The sequence below is a fragment of the Parabacteroides sp. AF19-14 genome (assembly GCF_003635485.1).
Lineage (GTDB): Bacteria > Bacteroidota > Bacteroidia > Bacteroidales > Tannerellaceae > Parabacteroides > Parabacteroides distasonis.
In genome coordinates this window covers 138,078-155,473 of sequence record NZ_QTMJ01000007.1, presented here as the reverse complement: position 1 = coordinate 155,473, position 17,396 = coordinate 138,078, and the positions used below count along the sequence as shown (strand labels likewise).

Genomic DNA, 17,396 nt, shown 5'->3' with positions numbered 1-17,396 from the left:
TATTCGATTGGTTATTTTAATATTTATTTTCCTGCAAAATTATTATTTTTGGAAAAAAACAGAACGCAATCTCCGATTTTATCTACGAATAGTTTAAAATCTAAGTTGTCATGAAAACATATGCTGAAAGAAAACAGAGAACACCGCATACCCTTGTTGGTCATGTTGGTAATTCCAAGCAAGCATCTTTGTGTGAAATATTACAGTCTTCTCATGATAAGTTGCTTGAGAGGAAGGCTATTCAATGTCAAATAAATAATAACAGTCCAGGAACTAAAATAAAAGACGAGCTAAAAATACCATCAGTCAATAATTTTGTACCCATTCAACGATATGCTACCTTCACGGAAGGTGGGAAAATTTATAATATTTCCAATTCCGGCCAAGCTATTTGCGGCTTGGAATATCCAAATCACGAATTGTATGTATTAGATTTTAATACTATTATGCAAAAGGAAGGTGCTATGATTGAGTTTGTGCCAAAGGAAAAAAGACAATTTACAAGACTCAATTCAACATACCGTACAAAAGAGTATATCCGGGTAGAACCGAAATGGAAAAAGGAACATGATTTTTCGAGTAAAAAGTTAATTTCAAGTTTTTCAAATCTTAATGATGTTACAGGTGGATATAATGAAGAATTTAATTCGCTCTATCAAGAGGTGAACGAGATAAGAAAAAGCAGTGAGAATTTAAGGAAGTTCTTTGTTCAGTTGCAATTTAAATGGCCGGCCGAACAGAGTCAATTTACTTCTGTCTATGAAATGTATAAAGAAATTCACATCAAACTTTCCTCTTGGCTCTACCCAGAAAGAGGTAAAAAGCCTGTAACTGGAAGTTATGATACCTTGATCGAAAATTTAACCACATTGAAGTCTGATCTGGAAGTAGCCTTGTCGCCCTCTTCCTATATACCTACCGTCTTTGATAATAATAGTGAAAGGGATGATGTCCACGAGATGTATGGTCCGACTGTAAATAATATAGATTCCCTTATATCAAAATTACGACAAATAAAGAGTCGTATCTCAATTGATACCTTAGGTCTATGTACCAGAGAGGCATTTCTTTACGAACAAACCCACTCTGAAGAGGTTAAAATGCCCAGAGGGTGCGATATGGTTGCCTCTCTGTTTGGCCGATACGAAAGTCAAAGTAAATCTAGCATGTTGAATTTTACAGTGAAAGATAGTACCGCTCATCATTACGCTACCATTATCTCCCAAGACAATTCGGATTATATAACGATAGAAGGGTTTGCCAAAAAGAATTATGCGGGTGTAGACGATACTTGGGAATTTTTTATGCATGGACATTTTAATCCCTCTCCCGAACAAGCATTTACGGATTATACGAAAATAAGATATACTTATTTCGATCAGTTTAAGGGAGGAATCGATCCAACAAGACCCCATACATCCAAAGAAACAGGTAATTGTTATTCTGATACAATTAATTCTTTTATGGGTAATTATTATAAAAAGAATGAGTAAATAGAACCTCTATAATATTTCTACAGAATAGGAGGCGACCTCTAGCGATCGCCTCTATTTTTCTTAAAGTTTTTCTATTCTACTTCTACCACAACCATTACAGGAAAATGATCAGATGGCGTACGAGCAACATACTTCTGCATGGAAACTTCTTTAGGGAAGTTCGCATCCTGTTCCTTTTGAGCGCTTTCTTTTGCTTCCGAACGATACGTATCCGTCAAGACTCCGTACTTTTTCACATCAAACTCTTTCGTTAGGAACAAATGGTCGATACGGCTATCCGTCTTGCGATCCGTATGGAAACCATTGAATGTCCCATTCGGCACATACCGGAAATCCGCTATCTGATAAGAATCCCGCATAATACCGGAATTATCCAGTAGTAAATAAGATTCATTATGTTGATCCACGTTAAAATCTCCCGTTAGGATTGCCGGCAATCTCTCAGGAAATTCCTTCACTTTCTCAAGAATGAGTTTTGCGCTCTCCGCACGAGCCTGTACACCGACATGGTCCATATGTAAGTTAAAGAACAAGAAAGTAAAGCCGGTTTGTTTATCCCGAAATTTACCCCATGTGCAAATACGGGGAAGAACGGCATCCCATCCCTTATTAGGGCGATCGGTTATCGTAGACAACCAAAAGTCCCCATGATCCAGTACCTCAAACTTCTCCTTACGATAAAATATGGCAGAGTGTTCCCCGGCTTGTTTACCATCATCACGCCCTACCCCGATATAATCATAACCGGGCATCGCGTTTTTAAGGTCTTGCAATTGCTGATACTTGCCTTCTTGAGTTCCGAAAATATCAAAACCGTGAAACTGAATCAACTGGGCGATATACGGATACCGTTGCCCCCAGCCATTACCATTCGTCGAGTCACCCGCATTCGCGTTACGCAAATTATAAGTGGCAACTACCATAGACTCCGCCTGCAACGCAAACACGGAGCAAAGGAGAAATAAGAAAGAATAAATTAGCTTCTTCATACCTTTATAATTATTTTTAACATCCTAATCCTTAAACTCAAAATTCAGCCTCAATCATAATCGGGAAATGGTCTGAAGGGTAATGACCGTATTGGAACTCATTCAACGTACCATATTTATTCACGTGAATATTCTTGGTAACGAAAATGTAGTCAATTCGATTCTTCATCGGAGCATTCAAATTAAATTGATTTGTCGTTCCTACCGTTCCATAGGGTGGTGTTTTTGAGATTTCCCGTGAATCCAACAGTAAACCATCGGATTTCAATATTTGTATAGGCTCAGAATCCGGCGTACCATTGAAATCACCTACACAGATAGCAGGGGAATCCCCCGCTATCTTTTTAATATTAGCCAACATAATCAAAGCAGACTCATGACGGGCCACTTTACCGATATGATCGAAATGCACACTAAAGAAATAAAATTCCTTTCCCGAAACCTTATCCTTCAACTTCGCCCAAGAACAAACCCTCCGGCATTGCGCATCCCAGCCAAAAGAAGGCTTATCCTGTGTCTCCGACAACCAGTAATTTCCCGAATCCAATAATTTAAACCGATCTTTCTTAAATAAGACCGCGGCATGTTCCCCTGCCTCTTTTCCGTCATCCCGACCTACGCCGACATACGTGTACGTACCATCTTTCACTAAATCCTTCACTTGGTGAATCAACCCTTCTTGAATCCCAAAGACATCAAAATCATGAAAATGTACCAACGACACGGCCATATCCTTCCGATGCGTCCAAGAATCATCCTTATCTCCGTCATTATCATACCGCAGGTTAAAACTACCTACGTTCAACTGACATTTCTGCTGCCCCAATATTCCGGAGCAGAAACTAAATAAAGAAATAAATACTATAACTAGATTTCTCATACTATTCTTATTTTAATTACCAACCCGGATTCTGTTTCAAATTAGGATTTTTCTGAATTGCCGCCGCCGGAATCGGATAATAATATTGACGATCATCATCATACCAGATCCTAGGATCGTTATCAGACCAAGTGAGGTTTCCATATGTACCCTGTGTCAACCCTTGTTGGGTATCATCCCCTACTGATATCGGCGTACAACTAGCCGGTAAATTCTCCGGTTTACTACCGATATAGAACACGACATCCATTGTTCCGTCATGGTCAAGATCCATCGGTTCATTCAATTTCGGGACATAAATACCCGTCCAACGCATAGTCATCAATTTACCTAACTTCCAACGCTTGATATCCGAGAAACGGAATCCCTCCAAAGCAAGTTCAATAGAACGTTCCCTGCGGATTTCCAATAAGACGGGATCTGAGATATTAGGGAAATAAGTATTCTGAAGATAAGTATCCACCTTCACCGGCTTTGCATTTAATCCTCCCGTAATACCGGCGCGGGCACGTAAAGCTCCAACTGTCTTGCTCCAATCCTGATCACTCAATGTACCCAATTCCGCTTTGGCCTCCGCATAATTCAACAGCACCTCCGCATAACGGAAAAGAGGTATAGCGTTTGTATTCAAGGCCCCAGCGTCATAATGAGTAGCATCCAACGTATACTTAATCGGCTGATAGCCGGTAAATGTATAACCATTGAAATTCGGAGCGGCAGGTTCCCCATCTCTCTGATAACCCGGAGTACGAATCGTTTGCGCTAAACGCATATCACGATCTTGGCATTCATCATAGAACAACATTGTCTCATATCCCGGACGATCCGTAAATGGAGTTCCATCGATACTCAAAAATGTGTTGACAAACGTACGAGTCATGCTAAAACGAGAGCCGTAGGTACCCGATGTCCACCACCAATTCGCATCACCTAGTTTACCTAGAGTTACGTCACAACAGCTAGCAAGCATTACTTCGCTCGTGATCGGCGTATCACTAATGAATATAGCACGCATCGAACCATCTGTTCCCGCACCTGTATATAAAGAATGACCAGATTCTGCCATCACGGTTTCAGCAGCGTTAACAGCCTCTTGGAACCACTTATTCGCTGTATCGGCCAATCCCAATTCCGTATGATACTTACGGAAAGAACCTTCAAACAGGCAAATACGGGATTTCAAAGCGTAAGCCACCCACTTCGTCACCAAAGATCCCGTACCATCACTCGTACGAGTAATATGTTCGCACGCAAAATCCAAGTCTTCCAAAACTTTGTCCATCACGAATGTTCTGGGATCACGCTCATCATACAGCTTCTCGTCATCAATACTCAACGATTTATCTACCCAAGGCACATCTCCAAAACGGAGTACTTTCTCATAATAGAAATAAGCACGGAAAAAGCGGGCCAATCCGATATAATTATCACGTACGGACTCATCTAGCTGATCACTCACGCAATTCTCAATGAAATAATTCAAATTACGTAAGTTTTTCCAATCATCGGAAGACCAGCCCGTAGCGACCTCAGCCGAATAAGCCCCATCTCTCAAAAAAGAATCGAAACTTGTTACCGCACCATAATCACACATCGCATCTTTCTTATACCCATTACTGATAGAAGGCAAAATATCATAAAAGGAATAAGAATATGTCTGAAGTCCTTTCTCATTATTAAATATAGATTCCTTGTCTATTTCCGATTTTGGAGACTCATCCATCGAACAAGCACCCAATAACAAGCAAGCCGATATAAAAGAATATACTAGTTTTTTCATGTCTCAAGATTTAAAAAGTTACTGATACACCTAAGCTTACGCTTCGCATTTGAGGATAACTATTACCATCACCACTACCTCGTTTCCCGTTCAAGCCAGACTTCATATCCGCATCCGTCAAGTCCGGGTCCGAACCATAGATATTTGTCACATCCAAATCACGGGTATGTTTATACAAGGGAGACCAGCACCACAAATTCTCCGCCGAGATATAAACCCGGGCATTTTGAAGCATGATCTTCGAGATCCATTGCTTGGGTAATGTATAACCAAATTGCAGATTTTTCAAACGGATATAAGCCACATTCTGCAAGTAACGAGTCTGTTTCGTATCTCTAATAGAGGTATTATAACCCGCATAACGAGGCAAATAAGCGCCTTGATTATCCTCAGTCCAATAATTATCGACATGCCATGTCGGTAGATTATTATACGGACGATTATATTGTCCCCAGAAAATACATTCCGAGCTAGGATACCAATCCTGCTTTCCCACGCCTTGGAAGAAAGCCGATATAAAGAAATTATTCCAATCACCGCTTAGGTTAATACTATAAGCGAAACGGGGTAAACTATTACCAATCACCTTCAAATCCCCATGATCATCAACCCGGTTCGTTCCATAATCGATCGCACCGTTCCCGTCTTGATCCTTTAGCTTCACGTCTCCCGGATACCAAATATTCTTGGAAGATGACTTGATTAATTTCTGGGTAGCATGATTATCGATATCCGCTTGGTCTTTAAATAAGCCCTCGGTCTCGTATCCCCAAATCTCACCGACACGCATACCCTCATAGTAATCATCCAGATACTTATTCTCATTATTATAACGATCTATGGTTGAAATATAATCAGACAGAGTACCCTTGATCTCATAATTAAACGGTTTGCTAGCCAGCTCAAAATGATCACGCCAAGTCAATGTGATTTCCCAGCCTTTCGTTGTCATATCCGCATAGTTACCTTTTGGGGAAGCGGCACCGAAAATCTCTGGGAGCGTCTTACCGACCGTGTACATATCCGTAGTCTTACGGATGTAGTAATCGCCGGAGAAACGGAAACGACTGTTCAACATACCAAAGTCAAGTCCTACGTCAGTTGTCGTAGCGGTCTCCCAAGTAAGTCCGCTTGGCATAACGGCAGGTGCGCTGGTATACTTATTCAACGCTCCATTCAATACCCGATCGGAAGTCTTGATGCTTAAAAGCTCAAGGAAACTATACGGGTCAACATTACCATTACCCAGTGAACCATAAGAAGCCCTGACTTTCATATCCGAGAAGATTTGTTCATTCACCCGCCAGAACGGCTCCTCCGAGATTCTCCAACCCGCCGATACAGATGGGAAGAATGCCCATTGCTGATCTGTCGGGAATTTCGAGGAACCATCATAACGGCCGTTCACCTCCAACAGATAACGATCCTTAAACGCATAATTCAAACGGAAGAAACCACCAGCAACCCGCCAACGATTATATTTACCGGATGTAGTGATAGCGTCACCCAACGCCAAATTGATGTTATCCGTATCATCAAATAATAAGCCATTCCGCTGAACCTCTAGGTTCTTATATTGAGACTGCTCATAATTATAACCGATCATACCTTTAAGATAATGCACCTCCGCAAACGTATCCTCATAATCTGCATAAATATTAGTGGCGATATAATCAGTCTTACCAGTCGTTTCTTTTAAATCATTGTATTTCTCGCTCAACAGCAAACTCTCACCTTCTACCTTGCTATAAGGAACCGGGACACGGCGTTGCGTCTTATTATTATCCGTATTCCTAAATGTAAAATCACCTCTTACATGCAACTTATTGTTTAAGAATGATGTCGTAAAGCTAGTCGTATTCCGTAATACCTTATTATTCGTATCAATACCGTTCTTTCCATATATGAAATCACCTATCGTATAAGCGGCCGCAAAAGACAGGCTTCCATCCGGATTGAAAATGGGCTGGCAAGGATGTCCCTCATCCGATATATTACGCCAAATCGAACCACCTTCACCCACATTCATCGGGTTATGATAATCCATATTCGAGAATTCCATGTTATTCTCTACTTTCAACCAATCGAACAGTTGGATAGAACCCTTCGCACGTAAGTTCATCGTTTTGTAATCGTCCGTATTATAACGGAACAAACCATCATAACCGTAGAAACGTCCGGAAATATAATAATTCAATTTACCATTGCTCCCGGTCAAGGATAAATTATGATCCTGCGCAAACGTGTTCTTTTTATACAAAGCGTCGTAATAATCCTCATTTCCGTAATAAACATACTTACCGTTGGCATCTTTCTCTACTTCCGAGGTAAGACCTTGTTCTTTCCGTAACCTGAAATCTTCCAACCAACCAAGAGAGAAGTCTTGGGTCTTATTAATATTCTTCGGGTCCGCCGAATAATTGTTCCATGCGTGATAAGCCTCATAGAAACGTTCGGCATACATATATCCATCCGTCACCACATCGGGAACCGTAGCCGGACGTTGTAGCGAGAAATTACCCGTATACGTAATAGAGGTCTTATCTTTAGCCGGTTCTTTTGTCGTAATCAATACCACGCCAAACGTACCCCGGGCACCATAAATAGCGGCAGAGGCCGCATCCTTCAATACAGACACGCTAGCGATATCATTTGGATTCAACATAGACGGATCCCCCTCAACACCGTCAATCAAAACCAAGGCATCCCCACCTTGACCAATAGAGGTCGTACCACGCACGTTATAACTAGCCGTACGGGTCGGCTTACCATCCGTCAATTGAATATTCAAGTTCGGGATAGAACCTTGTAACATCTGGGTAGCGTTCGATACGGAACGGTTCTCAAAAACCTCGCTCGTCACTTGTTCCACGGCACCCGTTAAGTTTACTTTCTTTTGAGTACCATAACCTACAACCACGACCTCATCTAATTTTTGGGTATCCTCATGAATAGAAATGACCAGATTATTCTTATTTCCTACCGGTACCTCTTGAGCTACGTAACCAATATAAGAGATTTGAAGTATCGAATTCGGAGTTACCTCGATGGAGAAATTACCATCAATGTCCGTGATCGTTCCATTCGTAGAACCTTTCACTACCACATTGGCGCCGATGATAGGTTCGCCTTTCAAATCTGTAACTACACCGGTCACTTTTCTTTGTTGCTGTGGTTCCGGCAAAGCCTCTATATCATGACTATTCGCACACAAGGCCATTGGAGTATTTACGCTCGGGAATAATGATGCGCAAAACAAAGCCTTGAAGAAAAAATGCTTGATATTACTCATTTTAAAACGTTTTTTATAATGTATAGATTTTAACTAGATAACAAATGAAGACAGGTAGGCATACCGCCTTCTTCTCTTTTTACATTCATTCCGCATATTTACATAGGCTTCTCTTTTTTTAAGGTTAACTACTCTATTTACATTCTCTCATCTTAAATAAAAAAACAAGACAAACGAGTTCCGGGAAGACTATGATTTTCAATAGAAAGAATTTAGGACATAAAGCCTGCTAGATCAATAGATAACCGGAATCCGGATAGAATATGATTGATCTAGTAAAAAGATTAGAAAGAAAAAATAGGATTATAATAGTGTACGGGAAAATGATTTATGTATCATAAAGAACCATAGTCTTCCCGGAACTAAGTCAGCAAGCAACCTTTAAAAAAATAAACTATATGGATAGACTATGTCTTTTCTTAAGATCTAATGGTACAAAATTAGTGAATTTATCGTTTATTTAGCAACACTAGATACATTTTTCATAAAAAAAACACGTATGCTCTTTTGAGAACATACGTGCTTTCGAAACTTTAAAAACTTTATCTGGGGAATCATCAATTATTCGATCGGATCTCCGGAGACTTGAAGGGCCGAATCATTACTTCTAGAGATCGCAACACACAACATACGATCGCCACCATTATGATAAAGAAAATATTTCCCTTTAAAATAAACAAGCCCAGTCATAAACACTACGTTATTTACAGCACCTTGTATCTCATACTCCCAATCTGGTTTCAGAAAAGCATTTTCCGAACGGTCCAATAATACCTTTGGATCATTTGGATCAACTAGAGCTTGTCCTAATCCCGAGGCAAGAACAGGCTCTCCTGTCTCCCCTTCTTGTCGGAAACGGAACGTATTGTAAAAAACGACAATTCCCTTTTCCGTCTTAAGTGCATACCCACCTTCTATCACGCGATCATCAAATTTTCCTACACGTTTAGGCAATAAGACTTTAGGAGATCCATCCGGATTTTCCAACATCTTCCAATCCCGCAAATTATCCGAGGTCGCAATATACAAGCCTTCTTCACCCCAATACATCCAATATTTACCATTTATCTTTGCGGCGACTAATCTTCCATTCTTTAATTCCGTAATGATAGCAGCCGATTTAGACCATAAGCCAACATACTTCTCCCCATGATATTTAGAGAAAGGCGAACCCTCCTTCTTCCAGTTTACTAAATCCTTAGAGGTCGCAACCATTAGTCTGGCAACCGACTGGTTCCAACCATCATACAACAGAACATAGCCTCCATCGGGAGATTCCACCAAACGGGGAATCTCGCAGCCTCCTCCCCGCTCTTTATCCAAAAATAAATCATCTTGAGGATATAGTACAGGAGATCGCCGTGTAAAATTTATCCCATCAGAACTAACCGCCAGCCCAAGTCTCATTATGCCCGGGCTACCATGAGTATGAAGATTATATCCCCTGCTATCATCTTCACCTTGATAAATCATAAAGATCTGATTATCCTTCACAACCACAGCTCCGCCAATGATAGCCCTCGATTCCCATCTAACCTCTTTTCTTTCTAAAGGGCAATAGAATTTACTATCAAAGTTCGGGCCGAGTATCGGATTGATCCCTTCCGGTTCTTTCTCGAAAGGGCCAATCATCCAATCTTTATAGACCGAAGTATCGATCTGAGCATTCACTAAGCCACAAAAAGACATAATAAATACACATACAAACAATCTATTATAGAACCACATACATCCTGCTTTTAGGCATTACAAGGTTGGGGTATAAATAGCTACCCCAACTTTAGAATCCGCACAACCATAATACAAGTACCATTTATCTTTAAAGAATACCAACCCTTCAATAAATACAGTACCATCTACATACTGACCACTCTTCTCGAAATCAGCCATAGGTTGGAAAAATGGAACATCCAAACGAGCGATCGCTTTATAAGGATCGTTCAAATCAAACAATACTTGCCCCGCACTGTAAGTACCTGCGTTAAAACGAGGATCTCTCCTATCATCCTTTTGGTTCTTACCGTTATAAAGTAATAAGATCCCTTTATCAGTCATGATAGCAGGAGGTCCGCACTCTGTCAAGGCACTATCAAAATAATTATCACGAGGATAAATTAAGCCCAACAATTCATTCTGATCATTTAATACCGGAGTCCAAGTTATCAGATCGTCAGAGGTCGCAGCCGCAACCATCTGTTCCCCCCAATACATCAAGTATTTACCATTTACTTTCGTTATAACTTGTTTACCATCCACCACTTTTGTTACGATAGAGCCGGACTTACATGCCATATCCTTAAAACGTCCATCATAAGCTTTCGCAAAAGCCGGGCCATGCTTCTCCCACGTCAATAAATCACGGGAAGTAGCGACAGACAAACGAGGAACATCCCGATTCCATGCGGTATACATCATAACATAAAGCCCATCCTCCGTAACCGCTACACGAGGGTCCTCACAGCCTCCTTGCCATTCAAATTCTTTCATATTATCCTCGGCGGGAAACATTACAGGAGTAGCATGCCGTTCCATCGTAACCCCATCTACACTCTCTGCCAATCCGATCCGAGAGGTACGTTTTCCGATACCCGTGGCTGAATTATCTTCCGCACGATACAAAACACAAATCTTCCCGTCTTTTACCACTGCCGCAGGATTGAACGTATCACTCTCTTCCCATCCTACCGGAGCCTTACGCATCGGACAATCAAACTTACTTTCCGGATTCGGAGTAATCACAGGATTCATCCCTTCCGGACGTACAAAATCCCCCAAAGCCCATACGGGAAGATTATTTGTGTTGTTAGCGATCACCTCTGTCGGTACCTGTTTCGCCTTATTGCCACATGCCAACAAGCAAACACATAAGAACGATACAGGTATTAGATTTAAATAATTCATATATACTATTTTAATTTACAAATTAACTATAAAATCACTTCCATTATCTGAGAGTAATTAATTACCCCTTCTGTTTTCGCTCCTATACGGACATAGATCTTATTACCATTCGCTTTAACTTTATACTCATTATCTAAGAATGTTTGATCAGCTACCAAGTCAAATGTAATCGTTCCAGACAATTCATTCACTGTAACTTTCCCCGCTTGGTTCGCTCCACCATCATCTACACCCGGAGCAAAGTTCCAATACCCATATACCTCATCCGTTGTATATGAAGACCGGGTCTTGCTCACTTGATAATTGATAGAAACTTTTTTCCCGGAAACAGAAGCCGAGGCTTCAATCCTTGCATACGGAATCACTGGGATATTTACTTCTGTTTGTCCTTCCACGGTTGCCCGGACCTCTTCCGAAGTTACGAAAGGTCCTTCTACCGTAATCAAGTAATCGCAATTAAATATACGAGAATTATTAAAGGTACCATCTTGTTTCGCATAGAAATCCACTGTTTTAGTAGCCCCCGTACCTTGTTCCATCAACTTTATAATCACACCTGTAGAGCCCTGTACCGGCAGAGGAACAGGCTGATTTGTCTCAGCATCTAATATCGTACCATAAACCCCTCCATCCGGAGCGTCATAATTATCCAACTCATTTACACAAGAGCTCATCAGGCATAAAGACATCAATGATAAAAAGCATATATTTATAAGTCTCATAACTCTAATACATTTTAAATTAATTTGTATAACCGGGATTCTGTACCAATTTCGGATTCGAGTTCATGTCATCCGATCCGATCTTCACATAATAATTCTTTTCCAAAAATAAACGCACCTGTTTCGGAGGCTTATTTCCACGTTCAAATACATACTTTTGAGTGCGAGTATCCAGCCATGGATAAAGGGCGGAACCTCGGAAACCATTCAAGCCTCCCTGCGCTACATCCAAATGAGCAATTCGCCAACGACGCATATCCCAATAACGATGCCCCTCAAATGCCAACTCAACCTTACGCTCGTGACGTACTTTTTGGATATCGATGGATGTCTGTTTAGCAATTCCCGCACGTTCACGAATAGCGTTGATAGCATTCAAAGCCTCTTGCTCCTTTCCTCCCATCTCTACGGCAGCCTCCGCTAGATTCAAATACATCTCGGCCAAACGGAAGACCGGTCTAGGAGTCTCCGACTTACCCATATTTAGGTCTGTCAATGTCTCATCCCAGAACTTTTTCTGATAGAAACCCGTTTTAGAAGGGTCACCCGCATCTGCTCCACCATCCTTACCTGATACATTATACGTAATCCCGGTAGATGGATCCACATAGTTTTCTACCGCATCTGGTTGCTTGGTCGCTTGAATCTTTTCGCCATTCGAATTAATGATACCTCTTCTCCATTCTACGATATCACCCTTACAAGGAGAACCCGGCAAATAAACAGAGGCGAACAATCTCGGATCTTTATTAGCAAATAACTCCATCGGATCATCGAAAGCACGTGCCGAGCCATCCGGATTGGTTAATACCAAGGTACCCTCCGAACCATCTAAATATTCATATTCCTCAACCATTTCGAGCGTAGGAGCCGCACCACAGCCCCAGCCTCCGGCACGGAACGAAAAAGGAGCGTTACGTTTATCAAAGTCATGTCCTTTTCCTCCAGCCACATTATATTGCTTTTGGAAAATATATTCACCGTTATCACCATTACCTTTCAAAAACATATCACAATAGTTCTGAGCTCGATCATCCGGTTTTTTCAGATATAAAGCATAAACTCCCAAGTCCATAACTTTTTTAGAAGCATCATATGCTATTTGATAAAAGTGATTCGCCTTCTCGGTAGGAATCCCCACGATACCATCCAATTGAACCGTACCATATTTAGCGATAGATCCGGCATATAAAGCGGCACGAGAACAAAGAGCCAGAGCAGCCCCTTTATCGGCTCTATACTTTCCGGAAGCATCCCGTTGTAATGGTAAGTTTTCTGCGATAGCATTACACTCGTCGATAATAAAGTTATACACCTCTTCCTCTTTTGAACGAGGTAGTTGCAAAGATTCTAATTGATCCGCCCCATTATATTCTTGAGGCTCCATTATTATAGGAACTCCACCATAGCGTTTTACCAACGTAAAATAATGCCAAGCACGGATAAAACGAACCTCGGCTTCCAAAGAGGCCTTTTCTGCCTCATCCAACAATGCTTCTTTCAGCTGAGCAAGGAAATCATTACAATTACGAATGCCTTTATATGGGTCCGCAAAGGTGCCAAACAGATCATCAGCATAGGCATAAGTCGCATTACCATTATCAAATACCGGATCTTTTTGGAAAGAGCCTTGCGCCTCATCCGACATCGTTGTCAAGTTCACTAATTGATAATCGGCATAATGTCTATAATTAAAATCTTCCAATTGCATCTTATCATACAAGTTCACCAATACACCATTAATCAATTTAGGATCTTCCCAAACTTGGTCCGGCGTGATCAAATCAAACGGTTCTTTATCCAAATAATCACAACTCGTGAAGGAAAGAAACGCAATGCCACAAATCAAACTATTAAAATATTTTATCGTATTCATAAAAGTTCCACTATTAGAATGTTAAATTAATACCAAAATTATAAGACTTCATTTGCGGGTAATATTGTAAATTCGTCTGTGAGTTCTCCGGATCCATGTACTTCATCATTCCACCTCTAGTTATAGTCAAAGGATTATAACTATTCACATAAATCCTGACATTCTCCAATCCGGCTTTCGCTAACCAAGTCTTCGGTAAAGTATAACCTAACTCTATTGTTTTTAATCGTAGATAATTCGCCTTCAATAAGCTCCATGTACTAGTCTCATTATTCAAACTAAAACCAGTAGGGCGTACAGCCGGCATCTCACCTGAAATCCATGCGCTATTTACATCCGAGGGATTTTCTCTATGCCAACGGTCTTCCCAGAAGACCACACCATTACCTAATCCCTGTTGAATAAACGGGTCTAAGAATGTCTCAAACACTTTCACCTCATGTCCAGCGGCACCTTGGAAAAATGCGGTAAAATCAAAGCCATTCCAGTTTACCGATAAATTCAATCCATAATACATACTCGGTGTATCGCTATGCCCAACAGGTTTCTTATCTTTATCATCAATAATTCCATCCTCATTGATATCAGCGTATTTAATATCTCCGGGCAATAAAGACTTGTTGCCATTACCGTCTTGGATAGGCGCATTCAGTATCTCCTCAAAACTCTGGAACTGTCCTAATGCCTCATATCCCCAAGTGATACTTTTATATCGATCATTCGTGTTATTCCTCCAATTCTCATACATATTACCGGAAACAGCACGTTCTACATACCGATTCAGTTCGCGGGTAGTCGTAAAGTTCGCACTTACGCTATAAGACACCTTACCTATCGTATGACGATGTGTAAGTACAAGCTCAAAACCTCTTGTTTTATCCGAATTTAGGTTTTCTTGTGGTAAGCTCTTTCCAAATGAAGTCGGCAAAGTCAATAAACGATTCGCTAATAATCCTTTACGGCGACGCTCAAAGTAATCGAACTCCGCAGAGATCAAGCCATTTAATACAGATGCTTCAAAACCGATATTGGCCGTTGTAGATTCATACCACGTTAAATTAAGATTAGGCAATCCTTTATCTTCCGCACCATTAGAAAGTCCGTCAGAGCCCAATACATAATTACCCGATGGATACTTATAACCACTTAAATACTGAAAAGCAGCAAAATCACCTTCATCGCCCACCTTTCCATAAGATCCACGAATCTTTAAATTATCTATGAACGATACATTTTCCTTGAAGAAAGCCTCTTGTGAAACTCTCCATCCCAGAGAAACAGCAGGGAAAAATCCCCAACGACTATCGCTCGCAAACTTATAAGAACCATCATAACGAAAACTTACCTCAGCCAGATATTTACTATCATACGCATAATTCACACGCCCCACCAAACCTTCATGAGCAGAAACTTCCGCATTTCCATCATTACTCTTATTCGTATTATCACCCGCATTCATTTGGTCAAGAGCACTGATGTAAAATTGACGATAGGCAGAAAACCAGTCCTTGCGATAATTCCTCATTTCCCACAATAACAAAGCGCCGACATCATGTTTACCGAATGTATTATGATAATTGACAGAGTATTGCTGGTTAGGCATAAAAGAATTCTCATTCTTCTCGTCCAACGTAGAAAGCGCATGTCGTGTTATTTTATTATAAGTTTCATTTATCGCATCATACTGGTATTCATAGTATTCCTTGAACCATTTCTTCTCAAACAGATTATTATAATCGTATGATAGCAATGCCTTTACCGATAAGCCTTTTACCCAAGGTAGATCCCAATTGATAGTCAATGCTCCATTAAACTCCCGACGGTCTCGCTTATCGTATCCAACTTCACTAGCGTTAATTACCTGCATCGGATTAGGCTCATTACCTGCGGTATTGTAATAAGGAGGCGTATTATTAGCATATACTGTTTTTAACGGGCTAGACAAATATACATCTTTGAAGACATTTTGGTCATATGGTTTATTCCGAGTATCCAAACGACCACTAAGTTGTAAACCTACCGTTAAGCCTTTCGTGATCTCCGCATTAACATTAGAGCGTACATTATATTTACGATAGTTTTGGTCTCCCGAAACCCAAATACCGTCTTGACTTGTATAGCCTAAAGAAAAATAATATTTAACCTTCTCCGTTCCTCCGGAAACATTCAAGTTATGATACATTTGAGGAGCCGATTTCCGAGTTATCTCTTTCCACCAGTTCGTACTAGGATAAGCGGGATCTGTACCCGTCCTATATTTTTCAATCTCTTCTTCAGAATAAGGAGCCTGTACTCCAATATTCATCTGCGCCTCATTCCACAAGGTCGCATATTGATACGCATTGTATAATTCAGGGAACCGAGTCACCTGTTGGAGGCCATAATAACCATTATATGAAATTTTTGGTTTGCTGATCTCTCCCTTCTTGGTTGTTACTAAAATAACGCCATTCGCCCCCTTAAAACCATAGACAGCGGCAGAAGCATCTTTCAAGATACTAATCGACTCTATATCATTTGCATCGATCTGAGTAAAATCACGCTCCACACCATCTACAATCACCAATGCGCTTCCAAAGCCACGGATATCGATACTAGCCGCATCATCACCGGGAGCACCACTTCTCTGTACCGCCCGTAGCCCGGGTAACTTACCAGCCAAAGCATTCGTCACATTCGGAGTCTTGACAGAAACAATATCTTTCGTCTGCAACGAAGCTACGGAACCAGTCACGGACGCACGCTTTTGTACACCATATCCTACAACTACGACCTCATCCAGCTTTTGAGTATCTTCCCGTAAAGAGGCGTTCAACACAGATTGTCCAGCAATCGCCACGTCTAATGTATTATAACCAATATAGGATATTTGCAAGGTTGCCTGCGGAGAGGAGACTTCCAATGAATAATGACCATCCAAATCTGTTATCGTACCATTCGTCGTACCCCTTTCAACCACGTTCGCACCAATCACCGGTTCCCCGTTCTGATCCATGATAGTACCGGTAATCACTCGTTTCTGTTGTTGGGTAACAGATGTATTTTTAGAAGACAAGACAATCTGGCTATTATCTTTTAAGACATAAGTAATGGGTGTTTGCCTAGAGATCTGTTCTAAGATATTTTGTATACTGGCATTCTTGACATCCACTGATATACGGGTACTCAACCCGGGTAGATCATCATTATAAAAAAATCGGTAGTCGCTTACCTTTTCTATTTCCTTAATCACCTCACGCATCGTTTGGTTCTTAAGAGTAAGCGTAATTTGAGCCATTGCGGATAAACCAGAAGAGGCCAACGCAAATGAACATAGGATCGCTCGTAAAAGAATTTGCTTGATGTTACTCATTTTTAAGTGTTTTTTATATAGTATATAAATAATAAAAGGTAACTTTACAAGATAAAATACATGGCAATAATCTGATAGATAGAGGCAACCCGCCAGTTGTCTTATCCT

The 17,396-nt window shown here is 40.8% G+C and carries 10 protein-coding genes; 1 reads left to right on the top strand and 9 read right to left on the bottom strand.

The genetic code is table 11. The annotated features are described in order from the left end of the window. Nucleotides 1-110 precede the first annotated feature (110 nt). Nucleotides 111-1,493, top strand: coding sequence for a restriction endonuclease (locus tag DWX33_RS09410; protein ID WP_122380259.1), 1,383 nt, complete (start codon nucleotides 111-113; stop codon nucleotides 1,491-1,493). 74 nt (nucleotides 1,494-1,567) lie between these two features. Here the strand turns inward: DWX33_RS09410 and DWX33_RS09405 are convergent, their stop codons facing one another. From DWX33_RS09405 to DWX33_RS09365, 9 genes are all read right to left on the bottom strand, one after another. Then, nucleotides 1,568-2,485, bottom strand: a complete 918-nt coding sequence (locus DWX33_RS09405; RefSeq protein ID WP_122145660.1) for an endonuclease/exonuclease/phosphatase family protein — start codon at nucleotides 2,483-2,485, stop codon at nucleotides 1,568-1,570. A 37-nt stretch (nucleotides 2,486-2,522) separates the two neighbouring features. After that, on the bottom strand, nucleotides 2,523-3,365 hold the full coding sequence (locus tag DWX33_RS09400; RefSeq protein ID WP_122380258.1) for an endonuclease/exonuclease/phosphatase family protein: 843 nt from the start codon (nucleotides 3,363-3,365) through the stop codon (nucleotides 2,523-2,525). A gap of 16 nt (nucleotides 3,366-3,381) precedes the next feature. Further along, nucleotides 3,382-5,145, bottom strand: a complete 1,764-nt coding sequence (locus DWX33_RS09395) for a RagB/SusD family nutrient uptake outer membrane protein (protein WP_122380257.1) — start codon at nucleotides 5,143-5,145, stop codon at nucleotides 3,382-3,384. Between the two features lie 10 nt (nucleotides 5,146-5,155). Continuing rightward, on the bottom strand, nucleotides 5,156-8,365 hold the full coding sequence (locus tag DWX33_RS09390; protein WP_122380295.1) for a TonB-dependent receptor: 3,210 nt from the start codon (nucleotides 8,363-8,365) through the stop codon (nucleotides 5,156-5,158). Between the two features lie 633 nt (nucleotides 8,366-8,998). After that, complete coding sequence (locus DWX33_RS09385) at nucleotides 8,999-10,165, bottom strand: glycoside hydrolase family 130 protein (RefSeq protein WP_122380256.1); 1,167 nt, start codon at nucleotides 10,163-10,165, stop codon at nucleotides 8,999-9,001. 18 nt (nucleotides 10,166-10,183) lie between these two features. Continuing rightward, nucleotides 10,184-11,338: a glycoside hydrolase family 130 protein gene (locus DWX33_RS09380; protein WP_122380255.1), complete on the bottom strand. Its 1,155-nt coding sequence runs from the start codon at nucleotides 11,336-11,338 to the stop codon at nucleotides 10,184-10,186. 26 nt (nucleotides 11,339-11,364) lie between these two features. Next, nucleotides 11,365-12,060 (bottom strand): DUF3823 domain-containing protein, encoded by a 696-nt coding sequence (locus DWX33_RS09375; RefSeq protein ID WP_087346821.1) that lies wholly within the window; start codon nucleotides 12,058-12,060, stop codon nucleotides 11,365-11,367. Between the two features lie 19 nt (nucleotides 12,061-12,079). Then, a complete protein-coding gene (locus DWX33_RS09370; RefSeq protein WP_122380254.1) occupies nucleotides 12,080-13,936 on the bottom strand; it encodes a RagB/SusD family nutrient uptake outer membrane protein in 1,857 nt (618 codons plus the stop codon). A gap of 13 nt (nucleotides 13,937-13,949) precedes the next feature. After that, on the bottom strand, nucleotides 13,950-17,288 hold the full coding sequence (locus DWX33_RS09365) for a TonB-dependent receptor (protein ID WP_122380253.1): 3,339 nt from the start codon (nucleotides 17,286-17,288) through the stop codon (nucleotides 13,950-13,952). Between the last annotated feature and the right edge of the window lie 108 nt (nucleotides 17,289-17,396).

Coding starts and splice junctions, on each gene's coding strand:
- DWX33_RS09410 (WP_122380259.1), top strand. CDS start 111: ATGAAAACATATGCTGAAAGAAAACAGAGAACACCGCATACCCTTGTT.
- DWX33_RS09405 (WP_122145660.1), bottom strand. CDS start 2,485: ATGAAGAAGCTAATTTATTCTTTCTTATTTCTCCTTTGCTCCGTGTTT.
- DWX33_RS09400 (WP_122380258.1), bottom strand. CDS start 3,365: ATGAGAAATCTAGTTATAGTATTTATTTCTTTATTTAGTTTCTGCTCC.
- DWX33_RS09395 (WP_122380257.1), bottom strand. CDS start 5,145: ATGAAAAAACTAGTATATTCTTTTATATCGGCTTGCTTGTTATTGGGT.
- DWX33_RS09390 (WP_122380295.1), bottom strand. CDS start 8,365: ATGGCCTTGTGTGCGAATAGTCATGATATAGAGGCTTTGCCGGAACCA.
- DWX33_RS09385 (WP_122380256.1), bottom strand. CDS start 10,165: ATGTGGTTCTATAATAGATTGTTTGTATGTGTATTTATTATGTCTTTT.
- DWX33_RS09380 (WP_122380255.1), bottom strand. CDS start 11,338: ATGAATTATTTAAATCTAATACCTGTATCGTTCTTATGTGTTTGCTTG.
- DWX33_RS09375 (WP_087346821.1), bottom strand. CDS start 12,060: ATGAGACTTATAAATATATGCTTTTTATCATTGATGTCTTTATGCCTG.
- DWX33_RS09370 (WP_122380254.1), bottom strand. CDS start 13,936: ATGAATACGATAAAATATTTTAATAGTTTGATTTGTGGCATTGCGTTT.
- DWX33_RS09365 (WP_122380253.1), bottom strand. CDS start 17,288: ATGAGTAACATCAAGCAAATTCTTTTACGAGCGATCCTATGTTCATTT.